Origin of the sequence: Citrobacter sp. XT1-2-2, assembly GCF_023516235.1 — a bacterium.
Taxonomy (GTDB): domain Bacteria; phylum Pseudomonadota; class Gammaproteobacteria; order Enterobacterales; family Enterobacteriaceae; genus Citrobacter; species Citrobacter werkmanii.
Window position 1 is genome coordinate 3,966,758 of the sequence record NZ_CP097324.1, and the last position, 14,463, is coordinate 3,981,220.

The 14,463-nt window shown below is 50.0% G+C and carries 15 protein-coding genes; 7 read left to right on the top strand and 8 right to left on the bottom strand.

Annotated features, from left to right (window positions below; all coding sequences use genetic code 11):
* Positions 1-55: 55 nt before the first annotated feature.
* The 8 genes from M4I31_RS18910 to M4I31_RS18945 all read right to left on the bottom strand — a co-directional run bounded on the left by M4I31_RS18910 (position 56) and on the right by M4I31_RS18945 (position 7,586).
* Entirely contained in the window at positions 56-901 is an 846-nt protein-coding gene (locus M4I31_RS18910) for a class I SAM-dependent methyltransferase (protein WP_233638876.1), read from the bottom strand.
* Between the two features lie 126 nt (positions 902-1,027).
* On the bottom strand, positions 1,028-1,471 hold the full coding sequence (gene fliJ / locus M4I31_RS18915; protein WP_085047747.1) for a flagellar export protein FliJ: 444 nt from the start codon (positions 1,469-1,471) through the stop codon (positions 1,028-1,030).
* 2 nt (positions 1,472-1,473) lie between these two features.
* Positions 1,474-2,814, bottom strand: a complete 1,341-nt coding sequence (gene fliI, locus M4I31_RS18920) for a flagellar protein export ATPase FliI (RefSeq protein ID WP_085047748.1) — start codon at positions 2,812-2,814, stop codon at positions 1,474-1,476.
* A complete protein-coding gene (gene fliH, locus M4I31_RS18925; RefSeq protein WP_038637585.1) occupies positions 2,807-3,517 on the bottom strand; it encodes a flagellar assembly protein FliH in 711 nt (236 codons plus the stop codon). The genes fliI and fliH overlap by 8 nt, the downstream gene beginning before the upstream one ends.
* A gap of 3 nt (positions 3,518-3,520) precedes the next feature.
* Complete coding sequence (locus M4I31_RS18930) at positions 3,521-4,537, bottom strand: flagellar motor switch protein FliG (protein ID WP_038637583.1); 1,017 nt, start codon at positions 4,535-4,537, stop codon at positions 3,521-3,523.
* The gene (gene fliF / locus M4I31_RS18935; RefSeq protein WP_085047749.1) at positions 4,515-6,194 is read right to left on the bottom strand and encodes a flagellar basal-body MS-ring/collar protein FliF; all 1,680 of its coding nucleotides are present in this window, start codon (positions 6,192-6,194) and stop codon (positions 4,515-4,517) included. Before fliF ends, M4I31_RS18930 begins: the two co-directional genes overlap by 23 nt.
* 4 nt (positions 6,195-6,198) lie before the next feature.
* Complete coding sequence (locus tag M4I31_RS18940) at positions 6,199-6,552, bottom strand: flagellar hook-basal body complex protein FliE (RefSeq protein ID WP_038637576.1); 354 nt, start codon at positions 6,550-6,552, stop codon at positions 6,199-6,201.
* 47 nt (positions 6,553-6,599) lie between these two features.
* The gene (locus tag M4I31_RS18945; RefSeq protein WP_038637572.1) at positions 6,600-7,586 is read right to left on the bottom strand and encodes a sigma-54-dependent Fis family transcriptional regulator; all 987 of its coding nucleotides are present in this window, start codon (positions 7,584-7,586) and stop codon (positions 6,600-6,602) included.
* Between the two features lie 593 nt (positions 7,587-8,179).
* Between M4I31_RS18945 and M4I31_RS18950 the strand changes: the two genes are divergently transcribed.
* From M4I31_RS18950 to flhA, 7 genes are read left to right on the top strand one after another with little or no spacing between them, the layout of a single operon-like run.
* On the top strand, positions 8,180-9,043 hold the full coding sequence (locus M4I31_RS18950) for a FliM/FliN family flagellar motor switch protein (protein WP_038637570.1): 864 nt from the start codon (positions 8,180-8,182) through the stop codon (positions 9,041-9,043).
* Positions 9,036-9,407: a FliM/FliN family flagellar motor switch protein gene (locus M4I31_RS18955; RefSeq protein ID WP_003838856.1), complete on the top strand. Its 372-nt coding sequence runs from the start codon at positions 9,036-9,038 to the stop codon at positions 9,405-9,407. Before M4I31_RS18950 ends, M4I31_RS18955 begins: the two co-directional genes overlap by 8 nt.
* Positions 9,404-10,162 (top strand): flagellar type III secretion system pore protein FliP, encoded by a 759-nt coding sequence (fliP, locus tag M4I31_RS18960; protein ID WP_038637565.1) that lies wholly within the window; start codon positions 9,404-9,406, stop codon positions 10,160-10,162. Before M4I31_RS18955 ends, fliP begins: the two co-directional genes overlap by 4 nt.
* Before the next feature lie 12 nt (positions 10,163-10,174).
* Complete coding sequence (locus M4I31_RS18965) at positions 10,175-10,447, top strand: flagellar biosynthetic protein FliQ (RefSeq protein WP_038637561.1); 273 nt, start codon at positions 10,175-10,177, stop codon at positions 10,445-10,447.
* Position 10,448: 1 nt separating this feature from the next.
* The gene (locus M4I31_RS18970) at positions 10,449-11,231 is read left to right on the top strand and encodes a flagellar biosynthetic protein FliR (protein ID WP_038637559.1); all 783 of its coding nucleotides are present in this window, start codon (positions 10,449-10,451) and stop codon (positions 11,229-11,231) included.
* The gene (flhB, locus tag M4I31_RS18975) at positions 11,221-12,360 is read left to right on the top strand and encodes a flagellar biosynthesis protein FlhB (RefSeq protein WP_085047750.1); all 1,140 of its coding nucleotides are present in this window, start codon (positions 11,221-11,223) and stop codon (positions 12,358-12,360) included. Before M4I31_RS18970 ends, flhB begins: the two co-directional genes overlap by 11 nt.
* Positions 12,344-14,437 (top strand): flagellar biosynthesis protein FlhA, encoded by a 2,094-nt coding sequence (gene flhA, locus M4I31_RS18980; protein ID WP_038637552.1) that lies wholly within the window; start codon positions 12,344-12,346, stop codon positions 14,435-14,437. Before flhB ends, flhA begins: the two co-directional genes overlap by 17 nt.
* Positions 14,438-14,463 lie beyond the last annotated feature (26 nt).

Consider the following 14,463-nt stretch of genomic DNA (forward strand, 5'->3'; position numbering starts at 1 on the left):
TCACATCGGTGGTGAAAAATCATGTCCGTGTCAATTCAACATCTAGATGATGGACTCATCTCGTTTTCCAATAGTCCATAAACCCATCTTTACCGTACAACCAAAAAACTTGTAACTCTTTGTTTATTTTATCGACCAATGGTTTTATTTCTTTGTAAGGTTTACGTAGCAATGCCCATGTTTTACTATGTGGGCTATAAATAGAAGATTGGTATCCCCATTGTTCCATAAGCATGCTCATACTTTTATTGGTATGCACTGCAGTATGAACCGGAATATCAATATAGAACCAATTAGGATCATGAGGTACTCGTTCTACTACAACGGTATGAACTAATAACGCTCCATCTTCTGAAACCAAATTATTCACTTCATCAAGATCTTTTCTTGTCAATACATGTTCAAACATTGCCGAATTTATCACAATCGGCCAAGTCTTATTATAGATATTACATTCATATTGCAACAATTCATTTTTCACATACTTATCATAACATTTTATGTTTCTATCATAATACTTCTGAAAAATATTACGCAATGTTCCATACCCAGCCGCGTAATCTAAAATATCACTACCATCTACAATATTATTTCTTATAAGCAACTCAACCATCATAGCTTGTTCTAAATAGGGTGGTTGATTCCCTAAGTTTCTGCCCGCTGCACTTTCATTATAGTGATGATAGTTATTATTTAGTTCCTCCCATTCCTGGGGGGAAAGATTCCGATGTGTTTCTGAAAGTGAAAAACCACAGCAAGAGCATTCCAAATAAGTAATCGGCAACAAATTACGAGTTAGTTTTTTCACTATTGGCTCAGACATTTCCGGATTGTAAAAACCATCCTTTTTAAAATAAAACCTCATATCAGAACCACAAATAATACACTTTTCTTGCATCACACCATCCCATAATAAATTAATTGAATCATCGTGGATAAGAGAACTCGATATAGCTTATTTTAATTACACCAGAATGCATATTTATCGAATGAAAAACATCAAATGTGCCGAAAGTAATGATCGTTTTCATACCAAGCCCAGCGTCTTCTGTCTTAACCAGCACTGCGTGGCAATTTCATCTACCACTTTTTGTTCTTTAACAATCGCCTCATGATTTAACTCATGGCGCTTATCTGCCAACGTCATGGCGACAATTTTCTCTTCACAAGCCGCGGCGACCAGATTTTTTTGAATACGCTGCTCTTTGATTTTAGCCAGCGTTTTTTCCTGTTCCTGCCAGGCAATCACCGTGCGTAGCGTGCCTTTGTATCCGGTCACGTTTTTGAGTGATTCAACCGAAGGCGCCTCAACGCCGGTGCTGGTTTTTTGAATAAGGTAACCCAGCGCTTTGATGTTATTGTCAAAGCCGGTACAGACCTGCTGCTGTTTAGCCAACTGGACCGTCATGTCTTTGACTGATTTATCCCGCAGACGCTGCAACTGCGCCAGGGTATCAATAATTTGCCGCATGATTATTTACCTTCCGTTTTCTTTGCCTGGGGGAAAAGGGCCTGTAAACGACTTTGCACCAGTTCAAGTGACGCGGGTTCACTTACCTCCTGACGCAGGAAACGCTCAATGGCGGGGAACACTTTGACGGCTTTATCAACGCTGGGATCGGCTCCGGCAACATAGCCCCCCAACGGGATCAGCGGCTTAATTTCCATATAGGCGGCATAGTTTTGTTTCAGCAGACGGGCCGATTGCTGATGCTCGTAGGGCGTAACCTGGGTCATGCATCGACTGATCGACTGCCCAATATCAATGGCTGGATAATGCCCGGCTTCCGCCAGCTTACGGGTCAGTACGATATGCCCATCCAACACCGCGCGCGCGCAGTCAACGATTGGATCCTGTTGGTCGTCCCCTTCCGCCAGCACCGTGTAAATGGCGGTCATTGATCCTTCACTTTCACTGTTGCCGGCGCTTTCCACAAGCTTAGGGATCATACCGAACGCCGAGGGCGGATAGCCTTTCGTCGCCGGAGGTTCTCCCAATGACAACGCGATCTCGCGCTGCGCCATGGCATAACGGGTTAACGAATCCACCAGCAATAAAACGTGATGCCCACGATCGCGAAACCAAGCGGCGATAGAGTGGCACAGCTCGGTGGCTTTCAAACGCATCAACGGCGACTCATCCGCCGGAGCCGCCACGATAATGGATTTTGCCAACCCTTCCACGCCCAGCGAGTGATCGATAAACTCTTTCACCTCGCGGCCACGCTCGCCAATTAACCCCACCACCACGATGTCGGCCTTGGTCTGGCGGGTAATCATCCCCAGCAGCACACTTTTTCCCACGCCGCTGCCAGCCATCAACCCCACGCGCTGGCCTTTGCCGATAGTTAATAACCCGTTGATTGCTTTTACACCAACATCCAGCGGTTGGTTCACCGACCGACGCGTAAGGGGGTTGATAGACGGCGCCTGAGGTGGCAGCACATCATTGCCGGTCAGACGGCCTTTGGCATCCAGCGGTTCGCCCAGGCCATTGACCACCCGCCCCAGCCAGCTTTCGCTGATCAGGATCTCCTGGGCTTTTTCTTCGGGGAATACGCGCGCCCCCGCCATCAGTCCGACGGGGTGTTTGAAGGGCATCAGGTAGGTGATATCACGATTAAATCCCACCGCCTGCGCGTCGATCAGCGTATGGTTTGCACTTTCAACACGGCACAACTGGCCGGTTACCAACGGGCAGCCCACGCTCTCCAGCAAAATACCGTTCACGCGAACCAGTCGCCCGGCAACCCGGGCTAAAGGAATCGACTCAATAGAACGCAGCGCGTTGTCGAAGCTGGAAAGATCACTCACCCGTCGGCTCCGGCAGCAGCGACTCTTTAAGTGCCGACATACATTGCTCGAGGCGATGCTCGCAGCCAATATCCAGCTCGGATTTATCGGTAATCACCCGACACTCGCCCGCCTGTAGATCGGGAGAGGGAGTCAGTCCCCAGGCAGTGACCTTCTCAGGCGCGACATCTTTGATGCGGTTAAATTCTTCGTTACTCAGCAGCACCTGTAGCGACTCAGGCATCGCCGGAAAGGCCGAAATTGCCTCTTCGACCAACGATAATAGCTGCGTCGGTTGCAGCGCCAGCTCACAGCGAATCACCTGGCGGGTCACCTTTTCAACCAGCTGCAACAGGTCTTCCCGCTGTTTACGCTGGACGTGCGCCAGATAGTCATTCACTTTGCCGGAGATAGCCTCCAGCGGCTGGGCGGCGCGTTCAAACTGCTTGCGCCCTTCCTGCTGTCCGGCCAGGCTGCCTTCAGTGTATCCCTGACGACGACCTTCATCGTGCCCCTTCTGATGACCTTCCTGAAAACCCTGCTCCTGGCCTTCGGTCATCCCCTGCTCAAAACCTTTTTGCAGCCCTTCCTGGAAGCCGTCCATCAGTTGGCGCTGATAATCCGCCGGAGTAATCCCCGGCGTGAGCTGTTCAGCCTGTAGATGGCGCTGGCGAGGAGGAAAACGATGCAGCCGGTAACGACCACGAATGGTTTCAATCGCCATAGGTTACTCCGCCGTCTGTTCAGCAAACAGCTGTAGCTGTATTTCACCCGCTTCCTCAAGTTCGCGGGCAATTCCCATGATTTCACGGCGTATCTGCTCAATACGGCTCACCGGAACCGGACCAAGACGTGAGGTTATCGCCTCCAGTTGTTGTACCTGACGCTTAGGCATCACGGCATAAATCGAACGGCGTAACAGCGCTTCAGTACCTTTCAGCGCCACCGCCCAATCTTCCATCGGTACTTCGTCCAGCAGACGACGACGCACTTCGTCAGTTTGGCGGCTCAGAATAAAGAAGTCGTACATTTCATCCTGCAACTGTTCGAGCACATTTTCATCGCGTTCGCGCAGCTGATCGAGAATCACCTGTTGATTTCCCTGGAAGCGGTTCACGATATCCGCAGCCTGCTTGATCCCTTTCACTTTCGAGCCATGTTCAGAAAGCACCGACAGCCCACGCTCGATCAAACGATCCAGCTCATCCACCACGTCCCTGTTCACATCGTTCAGTTTCGCTACGCGATAGAGGATCTCGTTTTGCACTGACTCATTCATGTAAGACAGTACCGTGGCCGAGATCTCTGGCGTCAGGAAGGCAAGAAATACGGCCTGTAGCTGCAAATGCTCTTCTGAGATCAGTATCGCCAACTGGCGCGGCTCCACCCACTGTAAACGCGCCATCCGCGAACGGATCTCATCGCCATAAATACCGTTGATCACGCTGCTGGCGATTTCTGTGCCCAGCGCTTTATTGAGGATCCCTTGCAGCATGGAACGCGATGCGCCGTTGATACCGCTTTGTTCGCGGAATTCATCAAAAAAGTTATTGATCACTTTTTTAGCTATGCTGGTTTTTACCCCAGACAGACGCGCCATGTTTTCACTCAGGCGAACCACCTCTTCGCGGCTGAGTTTTTGCATCACCGTGGCTGCCGCCTCCTCGCCCAGACACAGCAATAAAATTGCGGCCTGTTCCAGATAGCTATTGTTGCTGCCGTTATTTATTGTCAATTCGCTCATTGCTGGTAATCCATTGTCTGAGAACTTCAGCTACGCGATCGGTGTCGCTCATCGCCAGTTTTTGCAGGAACTCCAGCTTCACTTCCAGACCGGAGCTCTGCGAAGGCAGGCTATCGTCACCAGGGAAAGAAGGCAGTTCGATATTTTTACGTTCATCTTCAGCGGCCGCAAAATGGGGTTTGTCCGCAGGAATCGCGATCGGTGCGGCGTCCAGCGCCAGCTCTGGCGCCGACGTCCGGCGACGTTCGGCGGTCAACCGTTTCATGACCGGGCGAACAACAAACACCAGTAACAGCAGTGCCAGCAGACCGCAGCCAATCAGACGCACCCAGGCCAGAATGTCGTCATCCTTCCAAAAGGGGACCACCGGCTCGACGGGGATCGACTGCGGCACAAAATTAAGCAGCGATAAAGACAGATTGTCGCCACGCCTGGCATCAATCCCGGCGGCGTTATTCAACAGCGCCGTCAATTGCGTGGTTTGCTCCGGTTTCCAGTTCTTCAACGCAGGCGCGCTCTGGTTAAGTACCACAGCCACATTTAAACGTTTAATGTCGAAACCGGGATGCTGGATATGTTCAACGCTACGGTCCCAGGAGTAGTCGCGTTTGTTCTCGCTATGCTTTGACAACGCAGCGGGCTGGTTAGATTCCTCTGGCGCGGTTCCATTGGCGCCATTCGTCACTTGATTTGCCGCCACTGGAGGACGGTTACTCAGCGAGCCGGGGATCCCCATGGCGATTTGGCTGGTATCGCTATCGAGTACCGTCTCTTCACGGTTAACTTTTGGCGTGTCGCCGTAATGCTCCTGGGTTTCGTCGATATTGCTCAGATCGAGATCCGGCATCACGCTCACCCGGTAGTTGCCAGTGCCGACCAGCGAGTCGAGAACATTTGCGAGGCTGGCGCGGGTCTTATCCTGAATATCTTTGAGGATCTGGTCGCGCTTACGCGTCGCCGCAGAAACCGCTTCACCCGCGCCAATACCGTCGGACAATAAATTCCCCGCCTGGTCGACAACGCTGACCTGCGAAGCTTTCAAATCAGGCACGCTGCCGGACACCAGGTGCACGATAGCATTCACCTGGTCCAGATCCAGCTTGCTGCCATAATGCAGACGCACCACCACCGAGGCGCTGTTTTGCGGTTCGTCGCTGACGACAAAGGAACTCTCTTCATTCAGCGCCAGATGCACTCGGGCGCTCTCGACGGCGTCCAGCGTCATGATGCTCTGCGCCAGTTCGCCTTCCAGACTCCGCTTGTAGCGAACGTTTTGCACAAACTGACTGGCGCCCAGCACTTCATCTTTATCCATCAGTTCATAGCCGCTGGGCAGCATGGCCTGAACGCCTTTCGCCGCCAGCGTCATTCGCGTTTTGGACAAGTCCTCTTCCGGAACCAGAATTTGTCCGCTTTGCGGATCGATCCGGTATTCCAGCTTTTCACCATCCAGCACGGTGACGATCTGCGAAACCGGGATATTCTCCTGGCTACCGTACAGCGAAACATAGCCGTGGTTGCCATTCCATAGCACGCTGACAATAATGGCGGTAGCCGCAACAGCCGCTGCTGCCAGTAACGCCAGACGTTTATTACCATCCAGCCTGAAAGAGAAGGATGGTAAAAACTGAGTAACTTTTTTTATTAGTTCATTCATAGCGTTAGACTGACATGCTCATCAGGTCATTGAATCCGGAAGCGACTTTATTGCGTACCTGCACCAGCGCGGAAAACGATAACGATGCCTGCTGGCTGGCGATCATCGCCCCCGCCAGGTCGTCGCTTTTCCCCATCTCAATGGCCGTTTGTTTTTGTTCCGCAACCTGCTGGAACCGATCAACATGATTCAGCGCCCCTTGCATAACGCGGTCGAACGAAACCGGAGATGATGCCTGCTGGGCGTTAACCTGCATCGGTGAAAGGACGGGCGCTTGCGCGACCGCTTTCATCTGCTGCATGTCCTGCATCATTTGCGTCTGCATCGTACTGGCTGGGGCTATCGTATTTATGCTCATGACCTACTCTTAAAATTAGAAAAGCGTTCTCGGTACCACAGACTGATTCAGGAAAAGATCTCTATTCCCTGTTTTCGCATTGATGCCAGACGATAACGAAGCGCACGTGGGGTGATTCCTAATAAATCAGCGATTTTGGTTTTATTACCCTGATATTTGCGCATCAGGTCAGCGATATATTGATACTGCGCGCTACGACCATGCTGGCCCAGATTGGCGCTGGTGGTGATTTGCGCGCTGGGTTTAGGTTGCCATTGCGGCTCGCTCCAGGAATCGGACTCAATAGATGGCAGACCTAACGTATCTGGATAAATAACGCCATCACGATTAAGGATCATTCCTCGTTGAATCGCGTTCTCCAGTTGGCGTACGTTACCCGGCCACGCATAGCTGAGTAATGCCCGGCGTGACGATTCAGAAAGCTTGATATTTTTTACCAGCACCGTGGAGTATTTTTTAATAAAGGATTCCGCCAATGGGATAATATCTTCCATACGCTCGCGCAAGGGCGGCATCGTCAACGGAATCACTGACATGCGATAATAGAGATCTTCTCTGAAGCGTCCTGCCGCAACCTCTTCTTCAAGGTTTTTATTGGTGCAGGCAATTAAACGAAAATTTAATTTGATGAGACGGTTACTGCCTAAACGCTCAACCTGTTGTTCCTGTAATACGCGCAGTATCTTGGCCTGTAGCGCCAACGGCATATCACCGATTTCATCCAATAACAATGTACCGTTATTAGCTAATTCCATCTTTCCCGGTACGGTGGCCACTGCCCCGGTAAACGCCCCTTTATCATAACCAAAGAGCGTGGCTTCCAGCATATTTTCAGGAATAGCAGCGCAATTCACACCGATATAAGGTGCCGACGCCTCCTGCGCAAATGCAATCGAGTGGATAAATTTGGCGATACATTCTTTACCCGTACCGGTTTCGCCATGGATAAGTACTGGAACATTAAAAGCAGCAATACGTCTTGCCATTGAAAAAACGTTAATGCTGGAGGCTGCTTCGGCAATAAGTTCAAACATGATTATTTACACTTAGAAGTAAAGTTAACATCCGTTACGAGAAATATACAAATCATTCCAAAGCACAATCATCGAATAATAGATATCACCCGTGCCATGTCTTAATCCCATCCTTGCTCATGTTTTACCGCCCTTTCACAGGGCAGCCCTATCGGAGACTATTTTCAAATAGGGTTTTTCCTAAAAAAATACTATCACCTATATCATTAACAATCTTAAATTAAAAGATAATAAAAATATTATTCCTTGAAAAACAGTCAACTACAAGAAAATCCGCATGAAAAACAGACAACAAGATAACCCTACGCAGCAACAGACTGTAGGCGGGCAACATCACGGATATGTAATTAATTATTTTTTAATTATAGTTCATCACCATTAATAACTTGCAGAAGGGAGGGGTAAAATATCTAATATCCAGCCCTGGATCAGTGAAGAGCCCAGGTACTGCATTTCATATCTAATGGACTTCAACACTATGAGAATAGCGTCAAGGATGAGTAATAAATTAAATGGATTTGTATTTCCTTTGATAACCGCGGGATTTGATATCAACTCATCCGCCCCAGAAATTACAGCTGAGAAAGCGTACCATGCTGAAATATAGTCAAACGCCCGGAATCTTTAAACTTGAAGGAAACCGGCTTGGACGTCCATATCATCGTCTGCCGACTATGTTTACGGGAAGTTTTGATACAATTGAATCACATCTTGGAAACTATTTCCTGAAAAAACACCGCACAAATATAACACTAAAAAAAATACAGTGTGAGATGGATGTTATCAATAAAAGTGCGGAGTTATTAGTTTCTCAGGTTGGGCATCTGGCCTTTGATATCGACCGCGCATTATTGTTAATGTTATTAGGTAACTTTTATGGTCTGGCATCATCTCTCGCCGACGAGAAGTCGCAGGATGATTTACCAACCAAAACGGAAATCCGCTTGCGAAGCAGACTGGCGCTAGATATTTGCAATATCATTTTTAATAAAAATATATCTGGTATTCCACTGACGCTCAAACCCGACAGCAGCACCATACAAACCCACTGGGCTTATCAGCTTACATTTGTATTAGGTGATGATGAGAATTGCAGTTTCCGCATCTTACTGGACGATTCGCATACCGATTATATTCTGAATTTGATTCGCCGTAGCGAGCATGGAGAGAAAAAAAAGCAGATTGATAAAGCCAGCGCTGAAACGCGTAAAAAAACGCTGATCAAAGAAATCATTCATACGCTGCCGCTAACCATGAACGTGAAGATTGCAGAAATTCCTCTGAATGTTGCCGACCTGACGACGATTAAACCCGGCGATATTTTACCGATTGCGATGCCTGATACTTTCCCTGTTTATATCGGGAAATCCGAATTATTTAATGCCCTGATCGTAGAGGATAAAGACAAACTGTTTTTGTCCGAATTAACGAGCAAGACGGAGAAATCCTATGAGTAAGCCAGAAGATATTTTAGAGCAAGGCTTCGAGTTAGCCCCCGAAGCAACTACGCCACCCGCGCCGTCTGTCACTGAAAAGCTGGTAGCGCGTTTAGAAGACCGTTTTTCCGAGTCGATGTCATTACTCAAACGTATTCCAGTCACGCTCACGCTGGAAGTCTCCTCCGTGGAGGTGATGCTGGCCGATCTGCTAAACATTGATGACGACACCGTCATCGAGATGGATAAACTCGCCGGTGAACCGCTGGATATTAAGGTCAATAATATCCTGCTAGGTAAGGCTGAAGTGGTTGTGGTCAACGAAAAATATGGCCTGCGCGTCCTTGAATTCAACACGCATGAAATTAACGACCTGGCACCATGAAACGCGCGCCAACACTCACGCTCTTACTGGGTATCTCGTTACTCATCCTTTCTCCCTTTGCCTGCGCGCAAGGGGGAGATATCCCGTTGCTGAATGTGGTTTCACACGGAAATAGCCAGGAATACAGCGTAAAAATCCAGGTCCTAATCCTGATGACCCTGGTGGGCATTCTGCCTACCCTGGTGCTGATGATGACCTGTTTTACCCGTTTTATTATTGTTCTTTCCCTGCTGCGTCAGGCATTAGGGCTGCAGCAAACGCCGCCGAACCGCATACTGATTGGCATTGCCCTGTCGTTAACCATGCTGGTGATGCGCCCAATCTGGATCAACATTTACGATCATGCCGTAGTCCCTTTTGAAAACGATCAAATCACGCTCCCCGACGCCCTGAGTACAGCCGCTTCGCCATTGAAACGTTTTATGTTGGCGCAAACCAATAAAAAAGCAATTGCGCAGATAATGACGATCGCCAACGCGAAAGGGAATGCAGTCGATCAGGATCTTTCTATTATCGTTCCCGCCTATGTGCTAAGCGAACTCAAAACCGCCTTCCAGATAGGTTTTATGATTTACATTCCGTTCCTCGTGATCGATCTGATCGTCGCCAGCGTACTGATGGCGATGGGGATGATGATGCTGTCACCGCTGATCGTTTCGCTGCCCTTTAAGCTGATGCTGTTTGTGCTTATTGATGGCTGGGCGCTGACCGTTGGTACGCTGACCTCCAGCATTCGCGGTCTGGGACTGGGCTAACGGAGAGCTGACATGCTAACCATTGATGTAGCCGCAGACATCGTCGCCAGCGGTATAAAAGTCGTGATCATTTTAGTCTGCGTGTTAGTCGTTCCCAGCCTGCTGGTCGGTATGTTGGTCAGCATTTTTCAGGCTGTTACGCAGATTAACGAACAAACGCTTAGTTTTTTACCCAGGCTGATCGTCACCCTCGCGGTATTAGGTATTTGCGGAAAATGGATGATCGTCCAGTTGAGCGATCTCTGCGTGCATCTGTTCTCTCAGGCCGCCATTCTGGTGCACTGACATGCGCGAAACAGATATTACACAGTTAAGTAATCTGATACTGGGCATGTGGTTTCCCTTCGTGCGCATTATGGCGTTTATTCACTACGCGCCGGTACTGGATAATGCCGCGCTGACCATACGTATACGCATTATTTTGTCCCTGGCGTTGGCCTTTATCATTACGCCGCTTATCCCCCACCCGGTACCCACCAGCCTGCTGTCGATCAACAGCATTATTTTGACCGCAGAGCAGTTTCTGTGGGGAATGCTTTTCGGCCTGATGCTGCAGTTTTTATTTTTAGCGCTACAACTGGCGGGCCAAATCCTCTCTTTTAATATGGGGATGAGCATGGCGGTGATGAACGACCCCAGCAGCGGCGCGTCAACGACGGTGCTGGCGGAAATGATCAACATCTACGCGGTGATACTGTTTTTTGCCATGGACGGGCATCTGCTGCTGGTGAGTATTTTATTTAAAGGCTTTACTTACTGGCCGATTGGCAATGCGTTGCATCCGCAATCTCTGCGCACGATTTCTCTGGCGCTGGGCTGGGTATTCGCCGCCGCCACGCTGCTGGCGCTGCCGACGACCTTTATCATGCTGATTGTTCAGGGCTGCTTTGGTCTGCTAAACCGTATTGCACCACCGCTCAACCTGTACTCATTAGGTTTTCCCATCAACATGCTGGCGGGTCTGTTCTGCTTTGCAACCCTGCTTTACAACCTGCCCGACCACTATTTGCACCTGGCGAATTTCGTCTTACAGCAGCTTGACGCGTTGAAGGGACACTATGGCGGATAGCAGTAGCGAAGAAAAAACAGAAAAACCCTCGGCGCAAAAACTTCGCAAGGCCAGACAAGAGGGACAAATACCGCGTTCAAAAGATATGGGGCTTGCCGCCAGTCTGTTTGCCGCATTTATGGTGATCTCCAGCAGCTTTCCCTGGTACGAAGATTTCGTGCGCGAAAGCTTTACCAGCGTGCATCAGTACGCGCAGAACATTAATGACCCGGACATCATCGGTCAGTTCCTTGAACACCATCTGCTGATTCTGGGGAAATTCATCCTGACGCTGTTACCCATGCCGGTTGCCGCGCTGTTTGCCTCACTGGTTCCGGGAGGCTGGCTATTCCTGCCGAAAAAAATATTGCCGGACTTTAGCAAATTAAGCCCGATCAAAGGGATTGGTCGCCTGTTTTCCACCGACCATCTGGTGGATACCGGCAAGATGACGCTCAAAGCGATAGTGCTGCTGGTGATGCTATGGATCAGCGTACGCAATAACGTTGCCGCATTTCTCGGCTTACAAGAGCTTCATTTCAAACAGGCCGTCAGCGATGGTCTGGCGCTGTACAGCAGCATCATGCGCAACTTTGTCATCCTGTTTGTTTTCTTTGCGTTAATCGACGTCCCTCTGGCGAAAAAAATGTTCACCAAAGGGCTGAAAATGACGAAACAGGAAGTGAAGGAAGAGTATAAAAATCAGGAAGGTAAACCCGAGGTTAAGGCCAGAATACGTCGCTTGCAACGGCAAATGGCGATGGGGCAAATTCGTAAAGTTGTGCCAAAAGCCGATGTGGTAATCACCAACCCAACCCACTATGCCGTGGCGCTACAATACGACCAGTCACGCGCCGCCGCACCTTTCGTGGTTGCCAAAGGCACCGATGAAATCGCGCTGTATATCCGGCAGGTAGCGGCAGAAAGCAATATTGAAGTCGTTGAGTTTCCTAAGCTGGCACGCTCCGTTTATTACACCACCCAGGTGAATCAACAGATCCCATTTCAACTGTATCGGGCGATTGCACACGTCCTGACCTATGTACTGCAAATGAAGCACTGGCGTGACGGTTCACAAGCACGTCCTTCGCTGAACAGACATATTTCCATTCCAAAAGAGGTTCTTAAACTGGATGCCGAAAACAACTAAACAATTCCTGGCGCTGCTGCGTAACGGTAACATCGGCATTCCGCTGGTTATACTGTGTATCCTGGCCATGGTGATCCTGCCGTTACCACCGGCCCTGCTGGATATTCTGTTCACCTTTAACATCGTGCTGGCGGTGATGGTGCTGTTAGTGGCCGTTTCTGCAAAACGCCCGCTCGAATTCAGCTTGTTCCCGACCATTCTGCTGATCACCACCCTGATGCGATTGACGCTGAACGTGGCGTCAACGCGCGTGGTATTACTGCACGGTCACATGGGCGCAGGCGCTGCCGGTAAGGTGATTGAGTCCTTCGGTCAGGTGGTGATCGGCGGTAACTTTGTCGTTGGTTTCGTGGTGTTCATCATTCTGATGATCATTAACTTTATCGTGGTTACCAAAGGCGCGGAGCGTATCTCCGAAGTTTCTGCTCGTTTTACGCTTGACGCCATGCCCGGTAAGCAGATGGCGATCGACGCCGATCTGAATGCAGGACTGATTAATCAGGCGCAGGCGCAAGCGCGACGTAAAGACGTGGCGGGCGAAGCGGATTTCTATGGCGCGATGGATGGTGCGTCAAAGTTTGTGCGCGGCGATGCCATCGCCGGGATGATGATCCTGGCTATCAACCTGATCGGCGGCGTCTGTATCGGGATCTTTAAATACGATTTAAGCGCCGAAGCCGCATTCCAGCAATACGTACTGATGACCATCGGTGACGGTCTGGTCGCCCAGATCCCTTCTCTGCTGTTGTCGACAGCGGCAGCGATCATCGTCACCCGCGTAAGCGACAGCGGCGATATTGCCACAGACGTGCGTAGCCAACTACTGGCCAGCCCCTCGGTGCTGTATACCGCCACCAGCATTATGTTTGTGCTGGCAGTGGTACCGGGGATGCCGCATTTCCCCTTCCTGATTTTCAGCGCCCTGCTGGGATTCACCGCCTGGCGCATGAGCAAGCGCCCCAAGGTTGCAGAGACCGAAGAGAAAAATCTCGAAACGCTGACCAAAACCATCGCAGAAACCACCGAGCAGCAGGTCAGTTGGGAAACCATCCCTTTAATTGAACCTATCAGCCTGAGTCTGGGATACAAGCTGGTGTCGTTGGTCGATAAATCCAAAGGGAATCCGCTCACTCAGCGTATTCGCGGTGTGCGGCAGGTGATCTCAGACAGCAACGGCGTGTTGTTACCGGAAATTCGCATTCGCGAAAACTTCCGCCTCAAACCGACCCAGTACGCGATTTTTATCAATGGGATCAAGGCCGATGAGGCCGACATTCCCGCAGATAAGCTGATGGCGCTGCCCTCCAGTGAAACCTATGGCGAGATCGACGGTGTTTTAGGCCACGATCCGGCCTACGGTATGCCGGTCACCTGGATTGTTCCGGCGCAAAAAGCTAAAGCGTTAAATATGGGGTATCAGGTTATCGATAGCGCCAGCGTTATTGCGACGCATGTGAATAAGATCATTCGCAACTATATTCCAGAGCTGTTTAATTACGATGACATTACGCAGTTGCATAACCGTCTTTCTTCTATGGCGCCGCGTCTGGCGGAAGATTTGAGCGCAGCGTTGAATTACAGCCAACTGTTGAAAGTCTACCGGGCGCTGCTTATCGAAGGCGTGTCATTGCGCGATATCGTCACCATAGCCACCGTACTGGTCGCCAGTAGCGCTGTGACCAAAGATCATATTCTGTTAACGGCGGATGTGCGTCTGGCGCTACGTCGCAGCATTACCCATCCGTTTGTGCGTAAAGATGAGCTGGCGGTATATACGCTGAATAGTGACCTGGAGAATCTGCTGGCGAATGTGGTGAACCAGGCTCAGCAAAGTGGAAAAGTGGTGCTGGATAGCGTGCCGGTCGATCCCAATATGCTGAATCAGTTTCAGACCAATATGCCGCAGATAAAAGAGCAGATGAAAGCGGCGGGGAAAGAGCCAGTGCTATTGGTCGCGCCGCAGTTACGTCCTCTGCTCGCGCGCTATGCGCGCCTGTTTGCCCCGGGCCTACAGGTGTTGTCTTATAACGAAGTTCCGGATGAGCTGGAATTAAAGATCATGGGGGCGTTGAGTTAACGCCTGGCGCGGCGGTGTGATTGCAC

Excerpts from the sequence above, each read along its gene's own strand:
- fliJ (WP_085047747.1), bottom strand. The coding sequence starts at position 1,471 with ATGCGGCAAATTATTGATACCCTGGCGCAGTTGCAGCGTCTGCGGGAT.
- fliH (WP_038637585.1), bottom strand. The coding sequence starts at position 3,517 with ATGGCGATTGAAACCATTCGTGGTCGTTACCGGCTGCATCGTTTTCCT.
- M4I31_RS18930 (WP_038637583.1), bottom strand. The coding sequence starts at position 4,537 with ATGAGCGAATTGACAATAAATAACGGCAGCAACAATAGCTATCTGGAA.
- fliF (WP_085047749.1), bottom strand. The coding sequence starts at position 6,194 with ATGAATGAACTAATAAAAAAAGTTACTCAGTTTTTACCATCCTTCTCT.
- M4I31_RS18940 (WP_038637576.1), bottom strand. The coding sequence starts at position 6,552 with ATGAGCATAAATACGATAGCCCCAGCCAGTACGATGCAGACGCAAATG.
- M4I31_RS18945 (WP_038637572.1), bottom strand. The coding sequence starts at position 7,586 with ATGTTTGAACTTATTGCCGAAGCAGCCTCCAGCATTAACGTTTTTTCA.
- M4I31_RS18950 (WP_038637570.1), top strand. The coding sequence starts at position 8,180 with ATGCTGAAATATAGTCAAACGCCCGGAATCTTTAAACTTGAAGGAAAC.
- M4I31_RS18955 (WP_003838856.1), top strand. The coding sequence starts at position 9,036 with ATGAGTAAGCCAGAAGATATTTTAGAGCAAGGCTTCGAGTTAGCCCCC.
- fliP (WP_038637565.1), top strand. The coding sequence starts at position 9,404 with ATGAAACGCGCGCCAACACTCACGCTCTTACTGGGTATCTCGTTACTC.
- M4I31_RS18965 (WP_038637561.1), top strand. The coding sequence starts at position 10,175 with ATGCTAACCATTGATGTAGCCGCAGACATCGTCGCCAGCGGTATAAAA.
- M4I31_RS18970 (WP_038637559.1), top strand. The coding sequence starts at position 10,449 with ATGCGCGAAACAGATATTACACAGTTAAGTAATCTGATACTGGGCATG.
- flhB (WP_085047750.1), top strand. The coding sequence starts at position 11,221 with ATGGCGGATAGCAGTAGCGAAGAAAAAACAGAAAAACCCTCGGCGCAA.
- flhA (WP_038637552.1), top strand. The coding sequence starts at position 12,344 with ATGCCGAAAACAACTAAACAATTCCTGGCGCTGCTGCGTAACGGTAAC.